This is a genomic window from Geobacillus stearothermophilus ATCC 12980 (genome assembly GCF_030369615.1).
Lineage (GTDB): Bacteria > Bacillota > Bacilli > Bacillales > Anoxybacillaceae > Geobacillus > Geobacillus stearothermophilus.
The window spans coordinates 1,267,988-1,294,108 of the sequence record NZ_CP128494.1 but is presented as its reverse complement, the minus strand read 5'-3'; the positions used below and the strand labels follow the sequence as shown (position 1 = coordinate 1,294,108).

General features: G+C 54.8%; 35 protein-coding genes and 2 pseudogenes. 9 read left to right on the top strand and 28 right to left on the bottom strand.

Features of this window, described 5'->3' with window-relative positions:
• Position 1: 1 nt before the first annotated feature.
• The 4 genes and pseudogenes from QSJ10_RS06895 to QSJ10_RS06880 all read right to left on the bottom strand — a co-directional run.
• Positions 2–577, bottom strand: a pseudogene (locus QSJ10_RS06895) (FAD-binding protein); the annotation flags it as partial.
• Positions 522–1,250: a TIM barrel protein gene (locus tag QSJ10_RS06890; protein ID WP_230847105.1), complete on the bottom strand. Its 729-nt coding sequence runs from the start codon at positions 1,248–1,250 to the stop codon at positions 522–524. The pseudogene QSJ10_RS06895 and the gene QSJ10_RS06890, both read right to left, overlap by 56 nt.
• Before the next feature lie 197 nt (positions 1,251–1,447).
• On the bottom strand, positions 1,448–2,086 hold the full coding sequence (locus QSJ10_RS06885) for a Bax inhibitor-1/YccA family protein (RefSeq protein WP_020755708.1): 639 nt from the start codon (positions 2,084–2,086) through the stop codon (positions 1,448–1,450).
• A 49-nt stretch (positions 2,087–2,135) separates the two neighbouring features.
• Positions 2,136–2,372: pseudogene (locus QSJ10_RS06880) on the bottom strand (AbrB family transcriptional regulator); the annotation flags it as partial.
• Between the two features lie 65 nt (positions 2,373–2,437).
• Here QSJ10_RS06880 and QSJ10_RS06875 point away from each other — a divergent pair.
• Positions 2,438–2,749, top strand: coding sequence for a hypothetical protein (locus tag QSJ10_RS06875; protein WP_033015338.1), 312 nt, complete (start codon positions 2,438–2,440; stop codon positions 2,747–2,749).
• Here QSJ10_RS06875 and cysK read toward each other — a convergent pair.
• Positions 2,735–3,658 carry a cysteine synthase A gene (gene cysK / locus QSJ10_RS06870; RefSeq protein WP_033009303.1) on the bottom strand — a complete coding sequence of 308 codons (924 nt, stop codon included), beginning with the start codon at positions 3,656–3,658 and terminating at the stop codon, positions 2,735–2,737. The genes QSJ10_RS06875 and cysK overlap by 15 nt on opposite strands.
• Positions 3,659–3,851: 193 nt before the next feature.
• Between cysK and QSJ10_RS06865 the strand changes: the two genes are divergently transcribed.
• A complete protein-coding gene (locus QSJ10_RS06865; protein ID WP_053532313.1) occupies positions 3,852–4,955 on the top strand; it encodes a histidine kinase N-terminal domain-containing protein in 1,104 nt (367 codons plus the stop codon).
• Between the two features lie 46 nt (positions 4,956–5,001).
• Positions 5,002–5,355 carry a hypothetical protein gene (locus tag QSJ10_RS06860; RefSeq protein WP_033006776.1) on the top strand — a complete coding sequence of 118 codons (354 nt, stop codon included), beginning with the start codon at positions 5,002–5,004 and terminating at the stop codon, positions 5,353–5,355.
• 20 nt (positions 5,356–5,375) lie between these two features.
• On the opposite strand, the gene QSJ10_RS06855 is transcribed toward QSJ10_RS06860, so the two are convergent.
• Positions 5,376–5,516 (bottom strand): hypothetical protein, encoded by a 141-nt coding sequence (locus tag QSJ10_RS06855; RefSeq protein ID WP_015374705.1) that lies wholly within the window; start codon positions 5,514–5,516, stop codon positions 5,376–5,378.
• Between the two features lie 13 nt (positions 5,517–5,529).
• Here QSJ10_RS06855 and QSJ10_RS06850 point away from each other — a divergent pair, with 13 nt between their 5' ends.
• The 3 genes from QSJ10_RS06850 (at position 5,530) to QSJ10_RS06835 (ending at position 7,720) form a co-directional block, all read left to right on the top strand.
• On the top strand, positions 5,530–5,715 hold the full coding sequence (locus tag QSJ10_RS06850) for a hypothetical protein (RefSeq protein WP_061567589.1): 186 nt from the start codon (positions 5,530–5,532) through the stop codon (positions 5,713–5,715).
• 20 nt (positions 5,716–5,735) lie between these two features.
• A complete protein-coding gene (locus QSJ10_RS06845) occupies positions 5,736–5,960 on the top strand; it encodes a spore coat protein (protein WP_015374703.1) in 225 nt (74 codons plus the stop codon).
• A gap of 398 nt (positions 5,961–6,358) precedes the next feature.
• Positions 6,359–7,720 carry a S8 family peptidase gene (locus tag QSJ10_RS06835; RefSeq protein WP_049625120.1) on the top strand — a complete coding sequence of 454 codons (1,362 nt, stop codon included), beginning with the start codon at positions 6,359–6,361 and terminating at the stop codon, positions 7,718–7,720.
• Between the two features lie 177 nt (positions 7,721–7,897).
• Here QSJ10_RS06835 and QSJ10_RS06830 read toward each other — a convergent pair whose 3' ends face one another.
• From QSJ10_RS06830 to QSJ10_RS06815, 4 genes are all read right to left on the bottom strand, one after another.
• Positions 7,898–8,473, bottom strand: coding sequence for a YitT family protein (locus QSJ10_RS06830; protein ID WP_033015362.1), 576 nt, complete (start codon positions 8,471–8,473; stop codon positions 7,898–7,900).
• Positions 8,474–8,627: 154 nt separating this feature from the next.
• Positions 8,628–8,798 (bottom strand): twin-arginine translocase TatA/TatE family subunit, encoded by a 171-nt coding sequence (locus tag QSJ10_RS06825; RefSeq protein ID WP_020959661.1) that lies wholly within the window; start codon positions 8,796–8,798, stop codon positions 8,628–8,630.
• Positions 8,799–8,906: 108 nt separating this feature from the next.
• Positions 8,907–9,086: an H-type small acid-soluble spore protein gene (locus tag QSJ10_RS06820; RefSeq protein WP_053532489.1), complete on the bottom strand. Its 180-nt coding sequence runs from the start codon at positions 9,084–9,086 to the stop codon at positions 8,907–8,909.
• Positions 9,087–9,089: 3 nt separating this feature from the next.
• A complete protein-coding gene (locus QSJ10_RS06815; RefSeq protein WP_033015364.1) occupies positions 9,090–9,311 on the bottom strand; it encodes a hypothetical protein in 222 nt (73 codons plus the stop codon).
• A gap of 72 nt (positions 9,312–9,383) precedes the next feature.
• Between QSJ10_RS06815 and QSJ10_RS06810 the strand changes: the two genes are divergently transcribed.
• On the top strand, positions 9,384–10,379 hold the full coding sequence (locus QSJ10_RS06810; protein WP_033015367.1) for an acyltransferase family protein: 996 nt from the start codon (positions 9,384–9,386) through the stop codon (positions 10,377–10,379).
• 56 nt (positions 10,380–10,435) lie between these two features.
• On the opposite strand, the gene thiE is transcribed toward QSJ10_RS06810, so the two are convergent.
• From thiE to QSJ10_RS06740, 14 genes are all read right to left on the bottom strand, one after another.
• Complete coding sequence (thiE, locus tag QSJ10_RS06805; RefSeq protein WP_049625119.1) at positions 10,436–11,104, bottom strand: thiamine phosphate synthase; 669 nt, start codon at positions 11,102–11,104, stop codon at positions 10,436–10,438.
• 5 nt (positions 11,105–11,109) lie between these two features.
• The gene (gene thiD, locus QSJ10_RS06800) at positions 11,110–11,910 is read right to left on the bottom strand and encodes a bifunctional hydroxymethylpyrimidine kinase/phosphomethylpyrimidine kinase (RefSeq protein ID WP_033009277.1); all 801 of its coding nucleotides are present in this window, start codon (positions 11,908–11,910) and stop codon (positions 11,110–11,112) included.
• Positions 11,911–11,927: 17 nt separating this feature from the next.
• Complete coding sequence (thiM, locus tag QSJ10_RS06795) at positions 11,928–12,737, bottom strand: hydroxyethylthiazole kinase (RefSeq protein WP_033015373.1); 810 nt, start codon at positions 12,735–12,737, stop codon at positions 11,928–11,930.
• 169 nt (positions 12,738–12,906) lie between these two features.
• Entirely contained in the window at positions 12,907–13,929 is a 1,023-nt protein-coding gene (locus QSJ10_RS06790) for a glycosyltransferase family 2 protein (protein ID WP_033015374.1), read from the bottom strand.
• A gap of 1 nt (position 13,930) precedes the next feature.
• Positions 13,931–15,646: a DUF6044 family protein gene (locus QSJ10_RS06785; protein WP_053532491.1), complete on the bottom strand. Its 1,716-nt coding sequence runs from the start codon at positions 15,644–15,646 to the stop codon at positions 13,931–13,933.
• 113 nt (positions 15,647–15,759) lie between these two features.
• Positions 15,760–15,909 (bottom strand): hypothetical protein, encoded by a 150-nt coding sequence (locus QSJ10_RS06780; protein ID WP_155266792.1) that lies wholly within the window; start codon positions 15,907–15,909, stop codon positions 15,760–15,762.
• 11 nt (positions 15,910–15,920) lie between these two features.
• Positions 15,921–16,676, bottom strand: a complete 756-nt coding sequence (locus QSJ10_RS06775) for a 5-oxoprolinase subunit PxpA (RefSeq protein WP_053532493.1) — start codon at positions 16,674–16,676, stop codon at positions 15,921–15,923.
• Positions 16,673–17,644: a 5-oxoprolinase subunit C family protein gene (locus tag QSJ10_RS06770; RefSeq protein WP_053532495.1), complete on the bottom strand. Its 972-nt coding sequence runs from the start codon at positions 17,642–17,644 to the stop codon at positions 16,673–16,675. Before QSJ10_RS06770 ends, QSJ10_RS06775 begins: the two co-directional genes overlap by 4 nt.
• Entirely contained in the window at positions 17,637–18,329 is a 693-nt protein-coding gene (pxpB, locus tag QSJ10_RS06765; protein ID WP_196332691.1) for a 5-oxoprolinase subunit PxpB, read from the bottom strand. Before pxpB ends, QSJ10_RS06770 begins: the two co-directional genes overlap by 8 nt.
• The gene (locus QSJ10_RS06760) at positions 18,320–19,075 is read right to left on the bottom strand and encodes an IclR family transcriptional regulator (protein ID WP_049625428.1); all 756 of its coding nucleotides are present in this window, start codon (positions 19,073–19,075) and stop codon (positions 18,320–18,322) included. Before QSJ10_RS06760 ends, pxpB begins: the two co-directional genes overlap by 10 nt.
• A gap of 131 nt (positions 19,076–19,206) precedes the next feature.
• Entirely contained in the window at positions 19,207–19,650 is a 444-nt protein-coding gene (locus QSJ10_RS06755) for a GNAT family N-acetyltransferase (protein WP_053532499.1), read from the bottom strand.
• A 168-nt stretch (positions 19,651–19,818) separates the two neighbouring features.
• Complete coding sequence (locus QSJ10_RS06750; protein ID WP_230581381.1) at positions 19,819–19,899, bottom strand: hypothetical protein; 81 nt, start codon at positions 19,897–19,899, stop codon at positions 19,819–19,821.
• An 86-nt stretch (positions 19,900–19,985) separates the two neighbouring features.
• Positions 19,986–21,506: a bifunctional ADP-dependent NAD(P)H-hydrate dehydratase/NAD(P)H-hydrate epimerase gene (locus QSJ10_RS06745; protein ID WP_053532527.1), complete on the bottom strand. Its 1,521-nt coding sequence runs from the start codon at positions 21,504–21,506 to the stop codon at positions 19,986–19,988.
• 146 nt (positions 21,507–21,652) lie between these two features.
• Entirely contained in the window at positions 21,653–22,042 is a 390-nt protein-coding gene (locus QSJ10_RS06740; RefSeq protein ID WP_025950097.1) for a MerR family transcriptional regulator, read from the bottom strand.
• 70 nt (positions 22,043–22,112) lie between these two features.
• Between QSJ10_RS06740 and QSJ10_RS06735 the strand changes: the two genes are divergently transcribed.
• A complete protein-coding gene (locus tag QSJ10_RS06735; protein WP_033016601.1) occupies positions 22,113–22,376 on the top strand; it encodes a hypothetical protein in 264 nt (87 codons plus the stop codon).
• Between the two features lie 43 nt (positions 22,377–22,419).
• Here the strand turns inward: QSJ10_RS06735 and QSJ10_RS06730 are convergent, their stop codons facing one another.
• Genes QSJ10_RS06730 through QSJ10_RS06720 form a run of 3 tightly spaced genes read right to left on the bottom strand, consistent with a single transcriptional unit; the run spans position 22,420 to position 24,952 of the window.
• The gene (locus QSJ10_RS06730; protein WP_033016600.1) at positions 22,420–23,208 is read right to left on the bottom strand and encodes an ABC transporter permease; all 789 of its coding nucleotides are present in this window, start codon (positions 23,206–23,208) and stop codon (positions 22,420–22,422) included.
• A 2-nt stretch (positions 23,209–23,210) separates the two neighbouring features.
• Positions 23,211–23,984 (bottom strand): ABC transporter permease, encoded by a 774-nt coding sequence (locus QSJ10_RS06725; RefSeq protein WP_033016599.1) that lies wholly within the window; start codon positions 23,982–23,984, stop codon positions 23,211–23,213.
• Positions 23,981–24,952 carry an ABC transporter ATP-binding protein gene (locus QSJ10_RS06720; protein ID WP_033016598.1) on the bottom strand — a complete coding sequence of 324 codons (972 nt, stop codon included), beginning with the start codon at positions 24,950–24,952 and terminating at the stop codon, positions 23,981–23,983. The genes QSJ10_RS06725 and QSJ10_RS06720 overlap by 4 nt, the downstream gene beginning before the upstream one ends.
• 158 nt (positions 24,953–25,110) lie before the next feature.
• Here QSJ10_RS06720 and QSJ10_RS06715 point away from each other — a divergent pair, with 158 nt between their 5' ends.
• Positions 25,111–25,539 carry a hypothetical protein gene (locus QSJ10_RS06715; protein ID WP_033016597.1) on the top strand — a complete coding sequence of 143 codons (429 nt, stop codon included), beginning with the start codon at positions 25,111–25,113 and terminating at the stop codon, positions 25,537–25,539.
• Between the two features lie 376 nt (positions 25,540–25,915).
• On the opposite strand, the gene QSJ10_RS06710 is transcribed toward QSJ10_RS06715, so the two are convergent.
• The gene (locus tag QSJ10_RS06710; protein WP_160331340.1) at positions 25,916–26,056 is read right to left on the bottom strand and encodes a hypothetical protein; all 141 of its coding nucleotides are present in this window, start codon (positions 26,054–26,056) and stop codon (positions 25,916–25,918) included.
• Positions 26,057–26,121: the final 65 nt, after the last annotated feature.

Genomic DNA, 26,121 nt, shown 5'->3' with positions numbered 1-26,121 from the left:
ATTAAATCCCCCCAATAAAGCACTGATCGTTGAGCGTTTTGTTTGGATCTTTTCGCTTAATGCCTTCGAGCAAGAAAAAGTACGATGGCTTTCCGCCCCAAACGTCAACGCGCTGGCGCAGCGAAAATGGTAAATGTTTCACGATCGCATAGCCGCCAAGGCGAACTGCTGCCTGACGCAGCTCCTCAATGGCCGCCAACACCCCTTCTTCGCTTCCGTGTACATACACCTGGCAAAGCCCATGGCCCAATCCACCGTGCGCCTCAAGACGGACGTGGCAGCGATCAACGATAAGAACGCTTTCCTGCAAGACGGCGAGCACATCCAAGTTGACGACGCCGATTTTCACCGCCGCTTCCACGCCGTTTTTCGCCAGCGCCAGGCGCCCGTTCGACGCCGCTGTATAAAACGCCTGCCAAAAGACGGAAGCCTCCTCAGCAGCTAAAACGGACATTTCCGCCATTTTCGGCCGCAGCCGTTCCACCCATTGTTCTTGGTAATGGACGGCGTTTTCCACATCTTCACACCCGATCACAAGCGTATAAACCGGCCGTCCCGTCAGCCGCTCGGAAAGCGTGCTCTTGCAAAAATGCGAAAATCTCGCGATACGGAAGCGCTCCCGTCCCCGGCTCATGCCGCCCGGGGGCATCGGCAAATTGCACATGGTCAATCAATGGTTCATAGGCCGCAAACGTCGCTGTCACATCGCGCCCAAGCCGCGCCATATGGTAGATGTCGTATTGCACTTTCACATTTGCCCTGCCAAGAGCGCGAATGATGGCCACGGCTTCATCAATATCCGTTAAAAAGTAGCCCGGCATATCGAACGGATTGATCGGTTCAATCGTCAGCGTCAAACCGTGGACGCCGAGCGCAGCGGCCGCCCCATCCAAGCGGCGCATGTATATTTCTTTCGCCCGTTCCCGCGGCAAATCGGCCGGAACCACTCCAGCCATGCAATGAAGACGCGGCGCGCCAAGCGCGAGCGCATAGCGCACCCCTTCCTCAAGCGCACGGCGGAAATCGTCATGACGGCCGGGAAGAATCGCCAGTCCGCGCTCCCCCTTTTCCCAATCGCCGGCCGGCAAGTTGATCGTAACGAGCGACAGCCCGTATTCCTCCAGTTCAGCGGCAACCGCCTCAGGCGCCGCAGCGTACGGAAACTGGCACTCAACGTGCGAAAACCTGTGCTGCTTCGCCTTGGCAAAACCGGGCAAGAAACGGCGCTTCCGTGAAAATCGTCGAAACATTGACGGCAAACTTCATCATGAGGCCCCTTTCTTCTCCATTTCTTTCTTTTATTCGCCCCACCATTTGCCGATTCCTGCCTCACCGCGTTTCACCTTTCATGCCGTAAAAAAATAGCCGCACCATTTCGACTTGCCGCTTTGATCTGTGCCATCGTCATAGAAAAAGGGCTGCTCCTTTTGGCAGCCCTTTTTGGCACTCAATCCTCATCGCTGGCGAAAAAACGCAAAATGTAGACAAACAAATTGATGAAATCAAGGTAAATATTGACGACAATCATCGGGATATCCGCTTCCGTAAAGCCGTAGCGGGCCAAACGGTTGATGTCGTAAATCGTAAAGCCAAGGAAAATCAAAATCCCCAAAGCAGCGATGCCCATTTGCCCGACGCTGGAAAATGGAATGAACCATTGGATGATCAGCAAGCCAAGAAGCGCAAACGCGCCAAGCATCAAAAACCCGCCGAGGAACGAAAAATCTTCTTTCGTTCTCGCCGCGTAAATGGCAACGCCGGAAAACGAGACGACGGCCAGCGCAAACGCTTTGAACACCGCCGCTGCACCGATGACGGACAAGTAATAGCCGATGAGCGGATAGAGCGTCGCCCCCGAGACAAACATAAACGCAAACATGAGCGGATAGCCGACCGCTTTTTTGCTGCGGGCGAAGATCATCACCAAAAGCAAAATGAGTTCCAAGCCATAGAGCGGCAAGTACATCCCGGCCGGCACCCATTGCCCGGCATACAGCCCTGCGGTCGCAACAGCCAGCGCCGCTAAAAAGGAAACCGCCAACTTCGCCACCGGGCTGTGCGGACGATAAACGGTCGAATGGTTCATGGCAACCCCCCTCCTTTTTCTTTCTAGTTTAGCATATATTTGTTTCTTGTCACAGCCCTTTCTTTTGGATTGACGCAGACGGCATGACCCATCGTTCAATCGATCGAAACCAGCGGGCGGCAAACCATTTTTTCAGCACCGGCGGAACGACAAGCAAAATAAAAAAAATGCGGAACATTTGATAACTTGTCACAACAGCAAGATCGGCATGCGCTTCCCGCGCCAAAATCCCCATTTGATCCATACCCCCCGGCGCCAAAGCGATGAACGCTGTCAGCAACATCACCGGCAATTGCCGGCCCATCTCCCCAAGCGTTCCTGCCGTCATCGATGGAGGATTCGAAATGGTTCATGAAATCCGTCACTGTTTTTATCATTCCGACCATGACGCAGCGCTGCGCTCGTTCGATCTGCCAAAAGAACAGCAACGATTCACCGCACTCCCCGCTGAGGCGCTCAACGCATGCGCCAAGGAACCAGAAAGAAAGCCGATTGTCATCCTTCATCAAGAACGACCGGTCGGTTTTTTTGTTCTCCACACCGGCAAACGATCAAACAAAAGCATTCCTCTTTGTTTTGCAGAGAGGAATGCTTCACTTCCCAATGAAAGGCAAGAAATCCTCGCTTTTTTCGTCGATCGACGTCCGCTTAATCGGCGAATAAATCGGATGACAAATACCGCTCGCCGGAATCGGGCGCCATGCAAAGGACGCGTGCGCCTTTCGGGAGCTGTTTTGCCACTTTGATGGCGTAATAAGCGCTCGCCGCCGCTGAGGCGCCGACCAAAATGCCTTCCTTGGCCGCCAGTTGGCGCGCCATTTGCTGGGCATCCTCATCTTTGATCAAAAAAATGTCATCGTAAATCGAGCGGTTTAAAATTTTCGGGATAAACCCCGGACCCGTGCCGGGAATTTTGTGCGGCCCCGGCTTCCCGCCCGACAACACCGGCGAACCGTACGGTTCAACGACGTAAATGCGCAAATTTGGAATGCGCTTTTTCAGTTCCTCCCCTGTTCCCGTCACCGTCCCGCCGGTGCCGGCGGTGAGCACGAACGCATCGAGCCGCCCATCAAACGCCTCGTAAATTTCCACCGCCGTTGTATGGCGATGCGCATCCGGATTGGCCGAATTTTCAAACTGCATCGGAATGAAGCTGTCAGGGATTTCGCCAGCCAGCCGGTTCGCTTCATCAATTGCCCCTTGCATCCGCTTCTCCGCCGGCGTCAAATAAACTTCGGCTCCGTACGCCTTTAAAATTTTCACCCGCTCCACCGTCGCATTGTCGGGCATCGTGATGATGCAGCGATACCCGCGGGCGGCGCACACCATGGCCAACCCGATGCCGGTGTTGCCGGACGTCGGTTCGATGATCGTGCTTTTTCCAGGCGTAATTTTCCCTTCCGCCTCTGCCCGGCGGATCATTTCCCAAGCCGGCCGATCTTTGACGCTGCCGCCTGGGTTGAACGATTCGAGTTTTATATATACGTCCGCTCCCTCCCGATCCGGGAGACGGTTGAGCTTCACGATCGGCGTACCACCGATCAAATCTAAAATCGAGTCATACAATTTCACGATCGTCCCCAACCTTTTGCAAAATATTTGTTCGTCCCATTCATTATAAATGATTTTTCCGTTTTTGTTCAAACCACCCGCCTTTTTCGCGGAAGGAAACTAGTTTTCTCGGATATGCAGCCATTTTCCCTCTGTTCTAGTTCGATGTTCCCAATTATAATAAAAATAAACGACAGAAAGCGAGGTGGCTTTGTTGACATCTGCCGCACAGCAGCTTGTCACCCATTTGGAAACCCATTTGCCGGACTTCCTCGCCTATTGGCTGCAGCACATGAAAATTGCCGACGATGACAAATATATCGACTGTGTCGAACAAAACGGCTTGGCGGTGTTCACCTTGGTCAAAGAGGCGCTGCTGCAGTCGTGGCCCGGCGAGATGGTTGAACGGCTGGCGAACAAAATCGCCAAAGAACGGGCGGAGATGAACACCGGCATCGGCGCCCTTGTTTACAACGTAAACTTGGGACGGCGCCTGATCATCAACCATGCGTTGGCCGCACCGCTGTCCGTCGATGAGCTCGCCCCGCTCATTGACCATATGAACGAGTTGTTTGACCAGTTTTTGTTTCATGCGGTCACCAAATACAATGAGTTAAAAGAAAAGGAGCTGCATGAGAAAAATGCGCTCATTGCCAGATCGCATCAAGACCGGCTGACGCTGCTCGGACAAATGTCATCGAGTTTTGTCCATGAGTTTCGCAATCCGCTTACGGCTATTATTGGTTTTATTCAATTATTGAAGTTTGAGCATCCGCATCTTCCTTATTTAGACATTATCGACCATGAGTTGCAGCAGCTGAAATTTCGCATTTCGCAATTTTTGCATGCCTCACGCAAAGAAATTGTTGAAAGCGAAAAGGAAACGTTTTCGCTTTGCCAGCTGTTGGAGGAAATTATCGAGTTTTTATACGCCTCGATCGTCGACAGCGATGTCGACCTTTCGGTGGCGATCGATGAATCCATACATATATTTGCCTATAAAGATCAGCTGCGCCATGTGCTGGTAAATATTTTGCTCAACTCGATCGAAGCGTTGAAAGAGAGGGAAAAACCGCGGCGGATCAACATCGCCGCCCGTTGCCAAGACGGAAGCATCATCATCGAAATCGCCAACAACGGTCCGTCCATTCCGGCCGACATTGTGGAAACGATTTTCGAGCCGTTTTTTACGACGAAAAAACTCGGAACCGGCATCGGGTTGTACATTTGCAAAAAAGTGATTGAAGACCATGGCGGAGATATCCGCTGTTCATCCGATGAAGACATGACGACGTTTTCCATCCGCCTGCCCGCATAACAAAGGGCGAAAATGGGCATGCTGGATGTAAAAAAGGATGATGTCGATGACACCGTCATGGAAACATTTGCTGGAACAGACGGCAGCCGCCATTCGCGAATGGCTTCAGCGGGAAAACCATTCGTTTGCCGAGCTGGCGGAGCTGATCCGCCATCATCCGGACACCGTCCGGTCCGAGCGCACTTGGCTCGGTTTGACGTACCGCTTTTACTCGCTGACACTGGCGGATGCGGCGCTGAGGATGGAAACAAAAGTCGCCCACAACGGGAACGAGCGCATTTTATCGTTGTCGCTTCACGCTCCGCGGACCAAAGCAGCCGTGTATCGTTCTTATGACGAAGAGAGCGACTTGTCCGATGTCGTCACCACCCCTCCGCTCGCGGAAAAAACCGCACCGTAACCGAACCGGTGCGGTTTTTTTTAGCCTTTCATGCCCTGCAGCCATTCTTGGTAACATTCCGGACAAAGCGCTTCCTCGCGTTCTTCATCGTTCGCATGGAACGAGACGTAATGCACGTTGTCGTCGCACTCGCATTGGCAATAGAAACACGTTTCGTTCATCGATTGTCCCTCCTTGTCCGTTAGTGTGGACAATCCGAGGAACGTCATTGCAAGGAAAACATCCCCAAAAGCGATCAGCACGACGTGTGCGACAACAAATAGTCTAATGGCGAGCGACCCGCAGCTGAAATCGCTCATTCAACAAGACATGCAAAAAACAGAGCAGCACATCCGCGACTTGCAAAACTTATTATCGTAACGAACGGAGGAGGGACAACGATGCAGGCAACGATGACGCCGACCGGCGTATTCAATGATCAAATGATCGCCGCCGACTATCTCATTGGGGCGAAAAGCGCGATCAAAGCGTGCGCAATGGCCATTGCCGAAGCAACAACCCCGGAAGTGCGCAATACGCTGAAGCAACATGTGAACTACCCACCACCTACGCTTCGCTTGGAGGTGGGGGCTTCAAGCGACTTGTGCGTGTTCGCCGAACGGTAAGCCACACACAAGAACCCTTTACGCTTCCCTTCGTTCCGAAGGTGTCCGTTCTAGCCATATTCTATCCTATTCGTTGGCTAACGCCAACCGACATTCATCTCCCACTTTCACTGGTGCTGGCGCACCTTCACGTTTAGAAGTAGGAGACTTCTTTCGGAGGGAAGTTAAATGACGCGATTGCGTTTCACGAGCAAATTAGCCAATACATGATCAACAAAGGATACTATCATCCGACCAACGTCCAAGAGCAGCTGCGCGTCGATATGCAAACGGCGCAGCAAGTGTTGCAATCAGCCGGCCGCTGAACGCACAAATGGGATTCGCCTGCTGCAAGGGGAATCCCATTTTTCATGATTTGCCCTCCATTCGCCCATCCTAACAACAAGGAGGTGAACAGCGTGAAACGCCGATACCGAATATGGGCCGCGACCAGCGCGGTTGTTGCTCTACTCGTTGCCGCAGCCGCCTTGGGGCGACCGGCTCTAGAAGAAAACGCCCCGGCTCCACCACGGCTGAAGCCGTTTGACGCCGAGGTCGCACCCACCCATCCAACCGTTGTCGCCTTAGACAGCTTAAGCGCAGGCGAACAGCTGAAACAGCAGTTGAACAAGCACCCGCGCATTCGGGAAATCCTCCATAATCGCCGCGGTGACCGAAGCCATTATTTCGCCAATGAGATCGTCGTCCGCTTTCGGGCATTGCCATCGGAAAGCCGTCTTCAACAAATGGAGGCAGCCATCGCCGGCCAGCTCATCAAGCAGGTCGACCACGTGTTTGTATTCCGTTCGCGCGGGCAAACGTACGAAGAGATGCGCCGCTATTTCCGATCCCTTCCGATGGTTGATTATTGCGAACCGCACTACATTTACATGCAAAATGAGTGGAACAAGCCGGCGCTGATCCCGAACGATTCGTTTTACGCCCGCTACCAATGGAATTTGCCGGCCATTCATACCGAAGCCGGCTGGACGTTGTCGCGCGGCAAACAAACCGTGCCTGTCGCCATCATTGACAGCGGGGTCGATTTGACCCATCCCGATTTAATCCGCCGCCTTGGTCCCGGATACAACGTATTGGCCGACGACCGCTCTCCGAATGACGAAAATGGCCATGGCACCCATGTCGCTGGCATTATCGCCTCACAGCCGAACAACGACGAAGGAGTCGCCGGCATAACATGGTTCAACCCGATCATGGCCGTCAAAGCATTAAATGCGGACGGCTATGGAACGAGCATCGACGTGGCGAAAGGCATCCGCTGGGCGGTCGACCACGGGGCAAAGGTCATCAATTTAAGCCTTGGCAACTACCAACCATCCTCGGTGCTTGAAGAGGCGATCCGCTACGCCGACGCCCATGATGTCGTCCTTGTCGCCGCCTCCGGCAATGACAGCACATCACAGCCGAGCTTTCCGGCCGCGTATCCGGAAGTGATCAGCGTCGGGGCCGTCGACCCGGATCTATCCTACGCTTTGTATTCCAATTATGGCGAGTACATCGATGTGGTGGCGCCCGGGACGAACATTGCCAGCACATTTGCCGGCCATCAGTACGCCGCTCTTTCCGGCACATCCATGGCCGCTCCCCACGTCGCGGCGCTCGCCGCCTTGATTCGTTCCGTCAACCCGCAGCTTTCGAATGATGAAGTGCGCAGCATTATTTTAGAAAGCGCTGATGACTTAGGCGAGAGAGGAAAAGATCCGTATTATGGCTACGGACTTATCAACGTCTATCGTGCCCTCGAGCTGGCGAAACCGTGAACAAGCGCCCGCCTTCCATCTGGAACAGCCTGCATGCCGCCCGTTGCAACGGAATGACGCCATCTCAACGAAGCGTTGCAGGCTCGAACGCTCAAGTTCCATAACCGCCTCCCTTTCCGTCTTGATCATGACAGCGGACAGGCGGGGAATGGCCATGAAAAAACGGTGGGGACTGGATTACACCCCCATCGTTTTTTCGTGCGTCAATATCGTTGTCACCGCCCCGACAACCGTGACGACGACAAGCGAATGAACAAAGGGCACGGAGTCGATGATCAAGCTTCCAGCTGAAATGATGCACGCATCAATCACAAAAATAACGATCCCAACGTTCCAGTTCGTCAGCCGCGCGATAAACTGGGCGAGCAAGTCGGTGCCGCCCGTGCTTGTCTCCTCACGCAGCATCAACCCGATGCCTGCACCAACCAAGATTCCGCCGATCATGGCACTCCACAATGGATCGAGCGCCACCACGCCGCGCAACACCGACAATACGTCAATCATCCAAGAGGAAAACAAAAGACCGTGCAAACTGTTGTAAAAAAACGGGCGGTAGTAAAACCAAGCCGCCACGTAAAGCGGAACGCTTAAGACGATCATCATCAATCCGGCTTGCACGTTCCAGACATATTTGGCGATCAATCCGAGCCCGATCATTCCCCCATCAAGCAAATGGTGAGGAACTAAAAAGACGTTGATGCCAACGCCAATCAACAGGCTGCCGACGATCACCGCCGCCATTTTTTTGATCATCATGACTCCCCTCCGCCACCGGCTGATTGCAACGAACGAACGCACCTCCGTATATGTATATGGCGCTTGTCAGCAGAGCTTGTCTTTTTTTTTGCGGCGAGAGAACAATGGCCGACAAAGCAAAAAATAAGAGGCTAGGCTCTCGCCCAACCTCTTATTTTTGCGCTTTTGTCGCCTCGTCGTCGTCAATGATGCCCTTTGTCGCGTTTTTGAATTCACGCAGCGTTTTTCCAGCCGCTTGCCCTAACTCCGGCAACTTTTTCGGCCCGAAAATGAGCAATGCGAAAAAGACGATGAGCGCAATTTCTCCAAACCCGATGTTCATATTGCTCACTCCAATGTTCAAGCGTCATTTCTTTCGCTATTATATCATATTCGAACAAGGAGTGTCATCTGCTTTCCCTTGACAAAACAACGACAACTTGCCCGGCGCCTACAGCTCTTCAAGCAGGCGCACCGGTACGTCTTGCTCGCGTTCCGGCTCATCAGCAAAATAAATGCGCGCCATTTCCCGCCCTTCATCGACGTGCTGAATGATCACCCGTTTTCCTTCATACGTCACCGGGACGATCTCTCCGGTCTCGGCGATCCGTTTCGCCCGCAGCAACTCCATTTCTTATTCGCCTCCTTTTGCACTGTCTTCCGCCTGCGCCCGCAAGCTTTTCCAAAACAATTCATCGTTGCAGACGATGGCGTTCAATTCCCCTTCGTCCCCTTTGGCGTTGATGATTTGCAATAACTGCGTCATATCGTCCGTTTCGCGGCGGTCGTTTTTCACCCAATCATCACCTTTCTTTGTCAAACTGTTGCATGGACAGCCGCTTTCCGGCAGCGGCATGTTTCTGCGGTTGACTCCCCCAAAAAAAAGAAGTATGATTCGAATTGATGTGTTAGAAAAGGAGGAAACACTGTGAAGGAGCGGGACTATTATTTTGACAACGCGAAGTGTGCGTTGATGCTCCTTGTCGTGTTTGGCCATTTTCTGCGCCCGTACATTGACGGCGTCTTATGGGTGCACAGCTTGTATACGTGGATTTTCTTTTTCCATATGCCGGCGTTCATTTTCATTTCCGGCTATTTCGCCAAAAAGTTCTATGAACACGGCTACTTGCAAAAAATTACGAAAAAGCTGCTCATTCCGTACGTTCTGTTCCAGCTGCTGTACTCGGTCTACTACTTCTTCCTGTACGACAAACAGTCGTTGGAACTTGACTTGTTGACCCCGCATTGGAGCCTATGGTTTTTGCTCAGCCTGTTCAGCTGGAACGTGCTGCTGTTATGGTTCGGCCGGCTGCCGAAGCGGATCGCGCTGCCGATGGCGCTTCTTCTCGGCTTGGCCGGCGGGATGATGGAAGCGGAAAAATGGCTGAGCTTGTCAAGAACGCTCACGTTTTTCCCGTTCTTTTTGCTCGGGTTTTTCACGCCAAAGCCGGCGATCGAGCGCCTGTTTGCCGCACCGGTGCGCGTCGCTTCGCTGTTTGTGCTGACTGGCATGTTTGTGCTTATTCATTTCGGGTTTCCAGACTTGCCGCAAGACTGGTTGTACGGCTCAAAGTCATACGATACGCTCGGCGTGTCGGAGCCGGCCGGCGCGGCGGGCCGCCTTGCCATTTATGGGGCGAGCCTGCTCATGATGTTTGGCTTTCTGTCGCTCATCCCGAGCCGGCGCTTCTCGTTTTCCGTGCTTGGGGCGCGCACGTTTTACATCTATATCTTGCACGGGTTTATTTTAAAATATTTGCACGAAACGCCGTTTACGGATTTTATTATGGATGTGCACGGCTATCCGCTTCTGCTCGCGCTGTCAGTCGCCGTTATGCTCGTTCTCGGCAGCCGGCCGGTCGTCCGGCTCGTGCGGCCGCTGCTTGAATGGCGGTGGCCGAGGTGGCGGCAGACGGCTTCATAAGACGCAAAAAGGGTGTCCTGCGAACAGGACACCCTTTTGTCTTGTCTGTTTGATGGTCACCGTTTCACACGGGCAGCCCGCACCGCCTCCAATAAACGAGAAGCGGCGGCTTTAGGCGACGGAGATGACGCGATGGCGCTGATGACCGACACCCCGTCCGCTCCGGCCTCCATCACCTCTCTTGCATTGTCAGCCGTAATGCCGCCGATGGCGACAATCGGAATCGTAATCCCCGCTTCGCGGAGGCGGCGAAGAATATCGGGGCCTTGCGCTTCGTTCGCATCATCCTTTGAGCGGGTTGGATAAATTGGGCCGACGCCGATGTAATCAGCCCCTGCCGCCATAGCCGCCATCGCTTCTTCGACGTTGTGGGCGGAAACGCCTAAAATTTTATCACCGATTTTCTCCCGCACGCGCCGCGCGTCTTCATCATCTTGGCCGACGTGGACACCGTCGGCATCGATGGCCATAGCCAGCTCGACGTCATCGTTGACGATAAACGGCACGCCATAAGTGCGGCAAAGACGCTGCAATCTCTGGGCGAGCGCCGCTTTGTCTTCCCCTTTGAAAGCGCCCGGTCCTTTTTCGCGAAATTGAAACAGCGTCACGCCGCCGTCAAGCGCTTCCTCGAGCACCTGCTCCGCCGGCTTCTCACTGTTTGGGGTTCCCATAATAAAGTACACCGCCAACCGCTCTTTCATTTCTTCGCTTGTGATGCGCGTCACCCGTCTCACTCCCCATATTGCCGATACGCCCAATGGTTCGTCGGCCCGTGGCCTTGGCCGATGCCGAGCGGATGGGCAATCGCCGATTGTACAAACGCCTTCGCCGTTGCCACAGCATCAGCGGGGTGGCGCCCTTTCGCCAGTTCAGCCGCAATCGCCGCAGCGAACGTACAACCGGTCCCGTGCGTATGGCGCGTGTCGATCCGCTTGCTTTTAAAATACGAAAATCCGTCTCCATTATACAGCAAATCGACCGTTTCCTCGCCGTCGTCATCATGGCCGCCTTTAATCACGACGTAGCGGGCGCCCATCCGGTGCAGACGGCGCGCCGCTTCGCGGCGGTCATCCATCGTGCGGATGGCCGTGCCGGTCAGCGCTTCCGCTTCCGGAATGTTCGGCGTAATGACAAGCGCCAGCGGCAACAGTTCTTCTTTCAGCGCCGCCACCGCCTCTTCTTGCAGCAACGGGGCGCCTCCTTTCGCGATCATCACCGGATCGACGACAAGCCGCTCCCAGCCGTGTTTTTTCACCTGTTCAGCCACGGTGCGGATGATATCGGCGCTAAAAAGCATGCCGGTTTTCACCGCATCGGCGCCTAAATCAGCGGCCACCGATTCGATCTGGGCGGCGACCGCCTCCGCCGACAGCGGAAAGACGCCTTGCACGCCGAGCGTATTTTGCGCCGTCACCGCTGTGATCGCTGACATGCCAAACACACCAAGCTCTTGAAACGTTTTGAGATCCGCTTGAATGCCGGCGCCGCCGCCGCTGTCCGAACCAGCAATCGTCAACGCTTTGAATACCATGTGGCGCCCCTCTCCTTTTACCGTTGTTCGACCTGTCCGTCACGCTTCACATCATCGGCGCTTGTGTGCGCCAACGCGTCTAGAAACAACGACTGAAAACGGCCCGGACTGCGCTCCCCAGCTTCTGCAGCCGCCCGCTCCGCCGCGACGCCATAATAGGCGAGCGCCGCCACCGCTGCCTTCACCATATCACGCTCAACAGCGGCAAACGCCCCAATCACCGACGTCAACAAACAGCCCGTCCCGGTCACTTTCGTCAACAGCGGGTGGCCGTTGTGAACCAAATACGTCGTGTTTCCGTCCGTGACGACATCGTCCTTTCCGGTGATGATCACAACGGTGCCAAGCTTGGCCGCCGCCCGCTTCGCCAAAGCCGCGGCATCGCCGCTTCCTTCCCCGGCGTCGACGCCTTTAATCGCCCACGTCTCGCCGATCATATTGGCGATTTCCGCCGCATTGCCGCGGACCGCTGCAAGCTTCACCTGTTCGGCGATGCGGCGCGCTGTCTCCGTTCGATAGCGCGTGGCCCCGGCTCCGACCGGGTCGAACACCACCGGCACACCGGCTTCGTTCGCCGCCCGGCCGGCGATCAACATCGCCTCTACTTCCTCAGCGTTCAGCGTCCCGATGTTCAATACGAGCGCGCCGGCAAGCTTCGCCATCTCTGCCACTTCCTCTTTCGCATACGCCATCACCGGCGAAGCGCCAAGCGCCAGCAATCCGTTCGCCGTAAAATTCGTCACGACGACATTCGTCATATTGTGGACGAGCGGATTGGCCTCTCTCACCCGCTCGCGCAGTTCCGCCCATTCACGCCAATCGGCCATCACTTACCCTCCCCTTTCTCGACAAACACCCTTTGCCAGCTGGCGAAAGACCGCCTTCTCTGCATCCCCCGCCAATCCGCCATATCATTCCCATCCATCAGTCTACTCTTTCTTTTTTAGAATTGCAAGACAAAGAAAAACGGCGCGCTTGTGCACGCCTGCCGTTTCCTTATGGCCGCAGCCGCTTCTCCGCTTCCGCCTCCTCGGACGAAGCCGATGGCGACAGCCGCTGCGGCAGTGGCCAGTTCCATAAATCCAAATCGACGATGTAGCGCGGCCGCCGTTTCGTTTCCTTATAAATTTTTCCAACGTATTCCCCGATCAGCCCAAGGGCGATGAGCTGCATCCCCCCTAGCAGCCAAATCGAGGTAATGAGCGACGTCCATCCCGTCTCGGTATGTCCAGCCCACTTTAAAAAGAGAAAATAGGCGCCGAAGATGAGGCTGACGACAAACGAGAGAAAGCCGATGAGCGAAATAAAGCGAATCGGGGTGACGCTAAACGATGTGACCCCGTCGAGCGCAAAAGCGATCATTTTTTTTAACGGGTATTTTGTTTTTCCGGCCAGCCGTTCTTTCCGGTCGTAATAGACGACCGCCGAGCGAAAACCTAGAAGCGGAACGATGCCGCGCAAAAACAAGTTCACTTCCCCGAACTGTTCGAGCGCCTCGACCGCGCGCCGGCTCATCAGACGGTAGTCGGCATGGTTATACACGAGATCAACGCCAAACATCTTCATTAACCGATAAAATCCTTGGGCGGTATGGCGTTTAAACCACGTATCCGTATCGCGACGCCGGCGCACGCCGCAAACGATGTCATACCCTTCGCGAAACTTTTGCACAAATTCGCGAATGGCCGACAAATCATCTTGCAAATCGGCATCGATCGAAATCAAGCAGTCGGCGTGTGTTTTTGCCGCAAACAGACCGGCCAGCAACGCGTTTTGATGCCCAGCGTTGCGCGCCAGTTTCAGCCCTTTCACTTCCGGATGGCACAAGCTCGCCTTGTAAATGATTTTCCATGTATCGTCATGGCTTCCGTCATCCACGAACAAGAGCGCACTTTTGGGCGAAATCATTTTTTCCTCAACAAGTTCGCCGCGCAGCGCCTGCAAGCGGCGGATCGTCTCTGGGAGCACCTCTTCTTCGTTGTAACACGGCACGACGATGGCTACTACCGGTTCGGACATCTCACGTTCCCCCTTTCCATGCGACCTTGTATAAGTAAATCGTCCAAGCAGATTCGTCCGAGCGAAACACACGCTCAAGATGCAACGCGTTGTCGCTTGCGTTTTCAATCGGCAACGCCGAGAAAATATAACGCCCGCCCATGGCGTAAAACGCTTTTGTGTTCAATTCAAGATGGCGGATCGTCCGCTTCGACGTTTTCTTGAACATATAATGTTTGCCGAGTTCGTCGACAAAAAGGTAGCAACGCCCGCCCCATTCGTCAAAATACTCGCGCAGCTTTTTGTTTTTTTCCAGCTCCTTGGCGATAATGCAGCGGAACCGGTGTTTGTATTCCAACGGGTAAAAGTTATTGTACGTATCAAGCGTGTAAAAACCGTTGTACTGGGCGATCGCCGGGTGGATGCCGATGCTGGCGACGCGATATGTATGGACGGGACGGCCGATATACTCGCGGATGGCGGCAAATTGCTTCTCAGCGTAAAATTCGCGAAATGACGGCTTGTTGCGGTAGACGATTTCCTCATTGTGCAAGACAAGCACCAACAGCTGCAAAGCGATCGCCGCCGCGCTGACCGCCCGCCACCGCCGTCCTTCCTGCCAAATAATTTTCAGCGCCATCGCAAACAAAACGTAAATGACCATCGGCCGCAAAAAATGATAGCGGGCGAAATTGAACTTATCGAGCAAATCAAACCGTTCCGTGAGCGGCAGCCATCCTTTGTAAAACCAAAATGCATACCATGTCGACAACGCGAAGTTCAATACGTGCAGCACAAGAAACGGCATTTCCTGCCGCCAGCGCTTCCGCTTCCACACGAAGTACAAGGCGATGAGCGTCACCGGCAAAATGACGAACCCGTGCACCGTCATCACATGAGTATGGCCGAGCACATAGTTTTTGAACGTCAGACGGATCACCCGCCAAAGCGGCAGGCGGGCGTGGAAATATTCGTCTCGGCTTGTCGGTTCATCGGAAAACAAGAGCGAATGGACAAGCCGGTAGTCGACCGCCGAATAGAGCACCGTCATATAGACGATGGCCGCCAAAAACCGCCAATTCCAACCCTTGCCGCGGATGACATCAATGAGCCACCAAATCCCAAGCGCGCTTAGGAAAAAGAAAAAGCCAAGCACAAAGCTCGAGTAAAGCGGCAAGAGCGTCAACACCGCCCAATTCACCCATGAACGCTCCCCGCCCCGAATGTTTAAAAACGCCCAAAGCGCAAGCGGCATGCCGAGCGTGCTCAACATCCCCGACGGCCAAAACGGCGTCAGCGCGAACGTTAACGAAACGCCGATGCGGATCCATCCCCAGCGTCCGGCCGGCAGCACATGTTTTCGCAGCAGCAAATACATGCCGATGAACGCCAATACGCGGGTTGCGGCTTGACTGAGCCCATAGGCGTAAATGGACGGAAACAAAGCGTGAAGCCAGACGATGCCGCTGAACTCCGTCCCGAACGCGTTGCGCGGCAATCCGTTAATGATTTGCGGGATGATTCCGTCAACCGGTCCAAACAGTTCGCCGCTTCGGGTGAGCACTTTATACCAGGCAATGTTGGAATCCAAATTGTCATGGACGCGCATATGCGCATCTTCACCGAGCACAAAGTACGGCGACACATATAAGGCGATGGCCAGCAGTGAGAAGAACAGAAGTCGTTTTTCTGTCACCAGCGCCTCTCTCCCTCCTTTCGCCCGGCTGATGTCTTTCATTATTGTTCAACAAATGAGGAAAATTATTCATAATGATGGCAAAAAACGGACGGCAAACGGAAAACCGCTGTCGGCCGGGCAAAGCCGGCTGGCAGCGGTTTTGAATTCGGCGCTTAGCCGGCGAAAATCGGCACGTGCATGCTGTGCACCATCCCGGTGACATGGAAAAACGGCAATGTCGCCAACCCGAGAGCGATGGCCGATGTCGCCATCAAAAAAACGGCCCCGATCAACACGCTTAATCGGCTTTCATTCTTATGCATTGTCTCTCTTCTTATCGCAGCGCCTGAATGGCAATGCCTTCTTGCTGCAACGCTTCATACAACCGCTTGGCAAATCGCACCGCCTGCTCATTGTCGCCATGCAGGCAGACGGTGTCGGCTTCAATCGTCACGTCCGTCCCTTGCAATGAGCGGACGCGCTGTTCGCCAACCATGCGAAGCACTTGGCGGACCGCCTCATTTTCATCCACAATGATGGCACGTGCATCACTTCTTGGAGTGAGCGAACCATCCGCCTGATACGTCCGGTCGGCGAACACTTCGCTCGCGGTTCGCAAGCCATAAGCGCGGCCCGCGCGGATGAGCTCGCTCCCCGACAAACCATACAAGACAAGCGACGGGTCGACATCGCGCACCGCTTTGGCGATCGCTTCGGCCAACGCCGCGTCTTTCGCCGCCATATTGTACAAGGCGCCGTGCGGCTTCACATGCGTCATCACGCCGCCTTCCGCCTTGACAAAGGCTGCAAGTGCGCCGATCTGGTAAACAACGTACGCATACACTTCTTCGGGCGAAACCGCCATCGCCCGCCGCCCAAATCCGAGCAAATCAGGAAGACCGGGGTGGGCGCCGATGGCAACGCCATGCTGGATGGCGAGCTGCACCGTCCGCCGCATGACGAGCGGGTCGCCGGCGTGAAACCCACAGGCGATGTTGACAGAGGTCACGTACGATAAGATTTCTTCCTGCCCAAGCCTATACACCCCAAAGCTTTCGCCAAAATCGCAATTCAAATCAATCGTCCTCACCGTTCTCCCTCCCATTGACGGCGAATGGCGGCAATCCACCGATCCAGCCGTTGCTGTTGTTCGATATAAAGCTGCACCGCTTCCTCAAGCGCGATCGGTCGAAACTGGATACGGTCGCCGGGACGCGCCTGCGCCAACAAAGGCAAATCGACCGCTGCCACTTGGGCGATGCGCGGGTAGCCGCCCGTTGTCTGGCTGTCGGCCATCAACACGATCGGTTGGCCGGACGATGGCACTTGCACAGTGCCGAAGACGACGGTATCCGACACCATCTCCTTCTCGCGGGCGCGGACTAGCGCCGGGCCTGCGAGCCGGCAGCCGATCCGGTCGGATTGGGGCGTCACCTCATAGAAGGCGGCAAACAACTGAGTGCGGCTGTCCGGCGTAAACTCGTCATATTCCGGACCAGGGACAGCGCGCACCGTTTTCGTTTTTCCGCCGATATAGCGGCTGGCCAACCGGGAGAGCCCCCAACGCAGCGGCTTTGAAGGGAAAATGAGAGCGGCCGGCCCAATCTTCAACACATCCCCGCGCCGCAACGGCCGGCCCGATACACCGCCAAGCTGCGCCGGGACGTACGTTGAACGGCTGCCCATCACAGGCGAAACATCAATGCCGCCTGCTACGGCCATATACGCTCTCCATCCCACTCGGCATGCCCCGATTTCCAACACATCGCCCGGCTTGACGGCCGCCGGCTTCCAAAGCACCAACGGCTGCCCGTTCAGCGCGCATGAGAACTCGCCGCCGCATATGGCGATCACCGTTTCGGCGTGAAACCGAATCGTCGGCCCGGACATCGTCGCCTCGAGCACCGCCTCATCGCCATGGTTGCCGACAAGCGCATTGGCAAGGCGATACGCCCACGCGTCCATCGCCCCGCCCACCGGCACCCCGGCATGCCGGTAGCCGAAACGCCCGCTGTCTTGAACGGTCGTAAAAAATCCGCCCTCCATGACTTCAATCATGTTCATCTCTCCAACGTGCAAATTCATCGGCGCCAATCGGCCGAAATTCAACAATGTCACCGGCGGAAAGCAAGCTCGGCTCCTTCCGGTGCGGGTCAAATACGCGGAGCGGCGTCCGGCCGATCAGCTGCCAGCCGCCCGGCGTCGCCAGCGGATAGACGCCCGTCTGCCCGCCGGCGATGCCGACCGAACCGGCGGGCACTTTTGTGCGCGGCACCGCCCGCCTCGGTGTGGACAAACGCGGCGACAAGCCCCCCAAATACGCAAACCCGGGCGAAAACCCGATCATATAGACACGGTAGCGGCCGGCCGAATGAAGCGTAACCACCTCATCTTCCGATATCCCGTGAAAGCGGGCGACCTCTGGTAAGTCCGGCCCAAATTCACCGCCATAGCAGACAGGAATAACAACCGTTCGCGCCAAAGGCCGGTCCGTCTGTCCAGACGACTCGACCTTTTCGCGCAGCCACCGGCATACGTCCGCATAACCAATCGCCAGCGGGTCGTAATACACGGTAAGCGATGAAAACGCCGGCACAATTTCGTTGACCCCTTCTTTTCGTTTTCTCTTTAGGCGAACCGCTGTCTCATGAACGATATCATTTACGGTCTCATCGATATAATCGGCAAACCGGACGGTCACTGCATATTCACATAACGGAAACAGCGTATAGTTCATTTCCATCCCTTTCCTTGAAAGCCAAGTTCACGTGAAATCTCCATCGCCGCCTGCCGAAGCAACGGAACGATGCGCGCCACATCATCCGGCAAAAAACGCTGTTCCGGGCCGGCGACACTCAGCCCGGCGATGGCCGCGCCTTCATGGTTAAAAATCGGTACAGCCACAGCCGCCGAATAGTTTTCCAGCTCAGAATAGCTGACCGTATAGCCCCGTTTCCGATCTTCTTCCAACTGCCGACGCAACGCCTGCTTGTCCGTTACGGTATTTTTGGCGATTTTGACAAGTTTTGTTCGTTCCAAATAGCGTGCTTGCTCTTTTTCGTCCATAAAGACCAGCAAAGCGCGCGGGCACGCGCCGGCGTACAGCGGCGCGCGCCGGCCGACTTTCGTATAGACGCGCACCGGCTCGGACGTCTCGACTTTTTCAATATAGAGCGCCTCATCACCGTCGCGGATGACAAGATTCACCGCTTCGTTCGTCGCTTCTTTCAGCCGCTCCATCACCGGCAGCGCCACCCGACGAATATCGAGCCGCTCGGCAACGAGCGACCCAAACGTCAACAATGCCAAACCGAGTTCATAGTGATCGCCCCGCTTTTGCAAAAAGCCAAGCGCGACAAGCGACTGCGCCATCCGGTATACCGATGTTTTCGGCATCTGAAGCCGTTCGACCATCTCTGGCAAAGTCAACCGTTCGCAGTCGAGAAACAAATCAAGCAGTTCTTTTGTTTTTAACACCGTTTTGTTCATCATTGCCCCTCAATTCCGAATATCAGAATATTAATTCCAAAATACGGACTATATATTCTTATTATAATGAAAAGTAGGACAATTTTCCACCCCCAAAATGAAAAGCGTCTGCTGAACAGACGCCGTTGGATTCAACTCGATAAGCGTTTTGAAAACACATAACTGACTTTTGCATATTCCATTTTTTCCTCATAAAAGCGATGGGCGTCTATCCGTTGCAGGCCGGACGACAGCGAAACAATCCCGTAGCCGTGCTCCCTCGCCCACTCGTGCACATAGGACAACAACACCTTTCCATATCCTTTCGAACGTTCGCTCGAAGCGGTAACCAAATCGCACACCCAAATAAAGCGGCCGTTATAGAGCGTGATCATCGGCATGAATCCGACAACCGCAACCATTTTGTCCTGATCATATAACGCCACAAGCTGATACCCTTCTTGTTCTTGCGCTTCTCGCACGAGCGCCGTGTAGGTTTCCTCATCCAAATGGGTGCGCAGCTCACGCATCACCGGAAAGGCGCTTCTCACTTCTTCCTCCGTTTCAAGCCAAACGAATCGCGGCACGATTCCCATCTCCCTTCTTTTATTTCTACATTCACGATATCCCTATTTGTACAAAAATGGAGCTTCCGCCTTTCCGCAACGTTGATCATCGTTTCGAAAGAAGACTCTCGCTTCAAACGCGTAAAGGTCGCAGCCCAGCGATCAGCGGAAGCTGAATGTCGGCTGATAAACCAACCATTACAGCCGCAGGCGCAAATACGGCTTCAGCGTTGAAAATGGGATCGAGAATTCGCAAATGCCGGCGGTGTAAGGGGCTATTTCATACAGCCCATACGCCAGCCGGTCATCGCAAACCGGCAGGAATCGTGTTCATCCCCCATTGTCCCTTTCAATGGGCCGGTTGATCACGTCAGCGAAGTGAGCACAGCCGGCAAGGCATCCACAACGTCCGACGCCAATACATCCCAGGACGAATGACCGTGTTGAACAAGCCAATCAGCAGCCTTTCCATGCACGAACACTGCATTGCTCACCGCCGGCTGCACCGCCTCGTGCTGCAGCAAAAACGCCGCCACGATGCCCGTCAACACGTCGCCGCTCCCGCCTTTCGCCAAGGCCGGATTGCCGGTCGCGTTTACATATTGCGCCCCGTCTGGCGCCGTCACAATCGTATACGGCCCTTTCAACACGACATAGACGCCATATTCCATCGCCAGCCGCTTCGACGCGCCAAACCGGTCGCGTTCCACCTCGCTGACCGGGCGGCGAAGGAGGCGCGCCATTTCCCCCGGATGCGGCGTGATCACCGTCGGCGCGCTCCGTTCGCGCACCAGCTCGGCGTAGTCGCCCCAAAAAAACAAGGCATCGGCGTCGATGACAAGCGGCACCGGCTGGCGCACAAGCTCATTGACCAAGCGGCGAACCCCTTCCGTCCGGCCCATCCCTGGGCCGACCGCGATCGCATCGATCTCAAGCCCGTCCCAATCGGCCGCGCCGGCAAACGCGCCGCCCTCGGCCGGCCATAATCGACACATCGCCTCCGGCACGCGGTTGGCGACCGCCTCATACATCGCTTCCGGAACGGCGATCGTCACCAGCCCCGCCCCGCTGCGAAGCGCCGCCTTCGCGGCGAGTGTCACCGCGCCGGCCATCGCCTTGGACCCGCCGACAATGAGCAGCTTGCCGTACGTTCCTTTATGCGATGACCGTGTTCGCTTCGGCATCGTCCGCACCACATCGCTCTTTTCCCACAAAAACCGAGCAGCCGCCTTCGCCTGCACCGCCGCCGGCGGAATGCCGATATCCACGACGGTGAGCTCTCCGTAATAATCGGCCGCCGGGAACGTGTACGCCCCAAGTTTCGGGCATTGCACCGTCAGTGTCGCATCAGCGCGGACCGCCATGCCGGCTTCCCCACCGTCCGCCGGCACCCCGCTCGGCACGTCAATCGCATAAACGACCGCCGGCGAACGGTTCACTTGCTCGATGATTTCCTTATATGGCGGACGTACGTCCCCTTTGACGCCGATGCCAAGCAAGGCGTCAATGATGATGTCATAATGCGGCAAGAGCGCCGCCAACTCCCGCTCTTTTCCTTCATAAGCGATCCATGCATAACCGGACCGCTCGTACACCTCAAGCGCCGTGCGCGCCGCCCCTTTCACCTTTTCCTTTGGCGGAACGAGCCAGACATCGGTTTCATAGCCATAACTTTTCAACATGCGCGCGATGACGAACCCATCGCCGCCGTTGTTGCCCGTGCCCGCGAGCACCGCCACCTTGGCAGCGGGCGGAATCCGCTTCTTCAGCGCCCAAAACAGCGCCTGTCCGGCGTTTTCCATCAACGAGTCAGCGCTGATGCCGATCCGTTCTGCCACTTCCCGGTCAATGGCGTACATTTCCTCAGCCGTTACGATCGGAATCATATACGTTGCCCCTTTCGATTGTTCTTCCCATACATATAGGTTGACCGTTCGGTTGACTTCGGCGTAGAAAAGCTCCGTTTCCCCATCGATAATCGCCGTCTTGTCGGGAAATTTCCTCGCATTGCGGGCAAGCAGCTCTGAAATGTTCAACCATCCGATCCCTCCCATTGCCGCAATCGCTGTTCAAAATCGGAAAGCAGCGCTTCCATCTCCGCCTTCAGCTGCAGCAAATCCTCAATCCGCTCGTTCACCTCCTTCAATTTCCGCCGCCCGTATTCGACCGTTTTTTCCAGCTGTTTCTTCCCCGTTCGGTCCTCATCAAACAGCGAAATCATCTCATGAATCTCGTCAAGCGAAAAGCCGAACCGTTTGCCGCGCAAAATGAGCTTGAGCTTTGCCCGCTCCTTTTTCGTATACAGCCGCTGCCCTGACTCGGTCCGGATTGGGGAGAGCAATCCGCGTTCTTCATAATAGCGGATCGTCCGGGTGCTCACATCAAACTCGTGCGCCAAATCGGAAATGGTGAAATAGTGCATGGCCATCCCTTTTATAGAAGTAATATTATGAATTTTATTTTAATTGACGTTGACGTAAAAGTCAACGAATATGAAAGCAAAGAAACAGTCATCCTCCCCCTTCTCCGTGTCCATTCTCTCCGCCATCCAACCATCAATATGGAAAAAATGGATCTGGGAGTCGCCGGCGAAAGGAGAGCATCCCGAGCCAATGCAAGGAAAGAAACAATCAACCGAACGCTCGAGTCATAAACACTGGAACGCTTCCCCATCATTCACGGCGGAAAGAAGCGAATCGAGCAGCATGATGCTCGTCGATATACTGCCGATCACCGTCGATATCTTGGCCAAATAGCCATGACTAAAGAAAAAAAGCCCCCGTCTAGGGAGCCGTTTCCTCACCCGCCCGCCCCGGTGTAAAAGCGCAAGGCAAACCGCCAAAAGCGGCGGGAAGCCCATAAAAAGAGCATAGCCACAGCCAAAGCCGCCAGCACCGCAGCCATGCTCCATTTCCCAAGCAGCGCCAAAGCCGGCGTATTGGTGATCAACACCGCCGGCAGAACGTACGTAATCACGAAGCGCACCGCGCCGCGGTACATGCTGCCCGGGAAGCGGGCCGTATCAAAAAACGAATCGAAAATAAACGACAAATCATCAATGCGCACCACCCAAAACGACGTCGTCATGAGGATCATCCATAACGAATAAATAAGCAAGAGTGACGCGGTCATCACGACGAAAAACATCAAGACGTCCGCCGCCGACGGCACGTAGCGTTCGACATACAAGCCGTAGCCGATGACGCCAAAGCCAAGCGCCACATCGATCAACCGCCAAAAGACAAGGTGGCGGAAGCTGACGTAAAACATGCTGTCGACCGGTTTCGTCAAAATATAATCGAGCGTGCCGCGCCGGACATGCTCAAGCAAACGCGGCATGTTCGGCCGAAGCGCGAAATCGATCCATCCGCGCAGCGTATTAAAAACGCCGAGCAGCACAAGCACTTCCCCATACGTCCAGCCGCCTAACCGGTCCGTCTGATAAAAAAAGATATGGATCGTAAGCAGGGCGATGCCGAGACCAAAAAAGCTGGCGATGAAATTGCCGAAAAATTCGCTTCGATATTCCAATTCCTCAACCAAACAAGCACGGAAAAACTCGCGGAACACCCGCCCATACCGCCGCATATTCACCCACCTACCGCCTGGTTTTTTCGCATTCCTGCTTTCCAAAGCCACTGCACCCCCGCGACAAACACGGCCATCCACCCGACCGCCACCGCAAAGCCGCGCGCCAACTCTCCTCCATCCGCCGCCCCGGTGGCGATTTCAATCGGAAAACTGATCATATAGCGGAACGGCAGCCATTCGCTCCATTCGCGAAGCGCCGGCGGCAGCATTTCCAGCGGCGCGATCCGTCCTGACAAAAACAACGAAATGACGTCGATCACCCCGTACACCGCCGCCACCTTTGTGACCCAAAACGCGAGCAGCCCGCACGAGTAGCTCAACAAAAACCGAAGCGCCGCACCCAATACGACCGCCGCCAAAAACAGCACCGCTTGCCCTGCCGTCATATGCGGGCGAAGCGGCGGCCAAAACACCGCCCCCACCAGCCAAACCGGCGCTAAAATGACGGCAAACAGCCATTTGTAAACGATGTTTTCCGCAATCGCCCAATGGATCGGATGAACCGGCCTAAGCAGCAAATTCGAAAACGTCCCTTCGCGAATTTCACGGTCGAGCTCCCATACATCCCACGCGCTCGTCATCCGCTCGACAAAAATGACCGCCATAAAATAGAACAGAAACGACTCGCTCTCTTCCGGATGAATGTTCATCCAGACAAACATCGTAATGAGCGGCTGCGTGATGGCGCCCGTCATCCAGACGAACGTCGCAAGCCGATACGCAAGCATTTCGATGTATTTCATCCGCAATAGGGCGATATATTTGCGAATCATACGTGTTCCTCCCAAAACGCGCGCGCAATCACTTCCTCAAGCGGCGGGTCTTCGATGTTGATGTCGCGGACATCAAACCGTTCCAATAACCGCGCTGCTGTCTCCGCCGCCGTCTCGCGCGCCACCCTGAGCACAATCGTTCCTTCTTCGATTTCCACCACTTCGCCGTACTCGCTCCAATCGACATTCGGCAGCCGAGAAAACCGAACCTCAAGCCGCTTGTACGGCGCCAGCTTCTCCGTCAGCACCGACAGCTCCCCATCGTAAATCAATCGCCCGTAGTTAATGATCATCACCCGGTCGCAAAGCGCCGCGACATCCCCCATGTAATGCGACGTCAACAAAATCGTCGTCTCGTGCTCCCGATTGTAGTCGACGATAAAGCGGCGCACGTTTTCCTGCGTATGGACGTCCAGCCCGATCGTCGGCTCATCCAAAAACAACACGTGCGGCCGATGCAACAGCGCGGCCGCCAGCTCGCAGCGCATCCGTTGGCCAAGCGACAAGCTACGCGTCGGCTTGTCAAGAAGCGGCGCCAAGTCGAGCAGCTCCGTCAATTCCTCGAGTGTCTGGCGGAACGACCGATCGTCGATGTCATAAATCGCTTTATTGACCAAAAACGTCTCCATCGGCGGAATGTCCCAAATGAGCTGGCTTTTTTGCCCCATCACCAAGCTCATCATTTTTTTAAACTCCGGCTTTTGCTCAAACGGCACAAACCCGCCGACCGTGATCTCTCCTGACGTCGGATGCAAGAGACCGGCCAACATTTTCATCGTCGTCGTTTTCCCTGCCCCGTTTGGCCCTAAAAAGCCGACGATTTCCCCTTTCTCAATCGTAAACGAAACGTCCTTCACCGCCTCAATGACGCGATAGTCGCGCCGCCATAAATGACGCACCGCCTCAAGCCATCCCGCATCGCGGCGATGGACGCGGAACGATTTATGCAAATGGCTGACACGGATCACAGTGCCCATCCTCCAATAGTGTACTGTTGACATTCTTTTGTTATATCACATCGAGGGGGCGCGCCGCAAAGAAAAACATTTCGCCATCTTTTCTCTATCGTTCCCATCTTTCGTCATGTATAATAGAGAGAGAATCGAACGAGAAAGGAGATTGTCGAATGGGGGATATTACAAATGAAATGATTTGGCAAGCCATTAAAGAACTTGCCGAGCAGCTGCAACAAACGAACGGACAAGTGCAGCAACTGGGCCAACAGGTGCAACAAACAAACGAGCAAGTGCAACAGCTCGGTCAACAGGTGCAACAAACAAACGAACAAGTGCAGCAACTGGGCCAACAAGTCCAACACCTTAACAGCCAAGTGCAGCAGCTGAATCACCAAGTACAGCAAACTCATGAGCAAGTCGACCAGCTCGCCAAACAAGTGCAGCAAACGAATGAACAACTCAACCAATTAAGCCAGCAAGTGGCCGACATGGACAAACGGATCACCGATGTCGCCAACGGCCAAAACATTTTAGTTGAAGAGCTGTTCGAAAACAAAAAGGAGATCAGGCGGGTCAAGACGGCGCTCAATATGTACTAGACGTCAGTCCGCTCCATTTCGTTGATCTCTTCGACGTTGAACGCTTGTTCCATATCCTGTGTGAACATAGCCATTATCAAACAACATCCCCCTGCTTACGTCATACTAAAACTCCGAATCATCGTCGCCGCAAATGAAGCCCGGAAGGTTCTCCTAAACAGATCTTCCGGACTTTCTCATCATGAAAACGGACACCGTCTCGTCTCATCGCCCCAACATCTCTTTCACCGTCGTCCGCTCCTCAATCACCGATGGATTTCCAAACTAGCCTAGTCCGCTTGCTTTCTTCCATGCCCCCGACTCCTCTATTTATAATTCACTAATACATAGAAAGGTTGTTATTAAGCATCGTCACTTAATAACAACCTTTCGCATTTCAGCTTGTCTGCGTCTTCGCCGCCAGCGTCTTCGCCAGCTCGAGGAAAAAGTCGAGCGCCTCTGGATTGGCCATCGAGCCTGGGTTGACCGCCTTTTCGAGCGGGAAGCCAAGGAGCAGCTTGCGGATCGGAATCTCCATTTTCTTGCCGTTTAGCGTTTTCGGAATTTGTTCAGACTATTCATATGATAACATGATTTCCTACT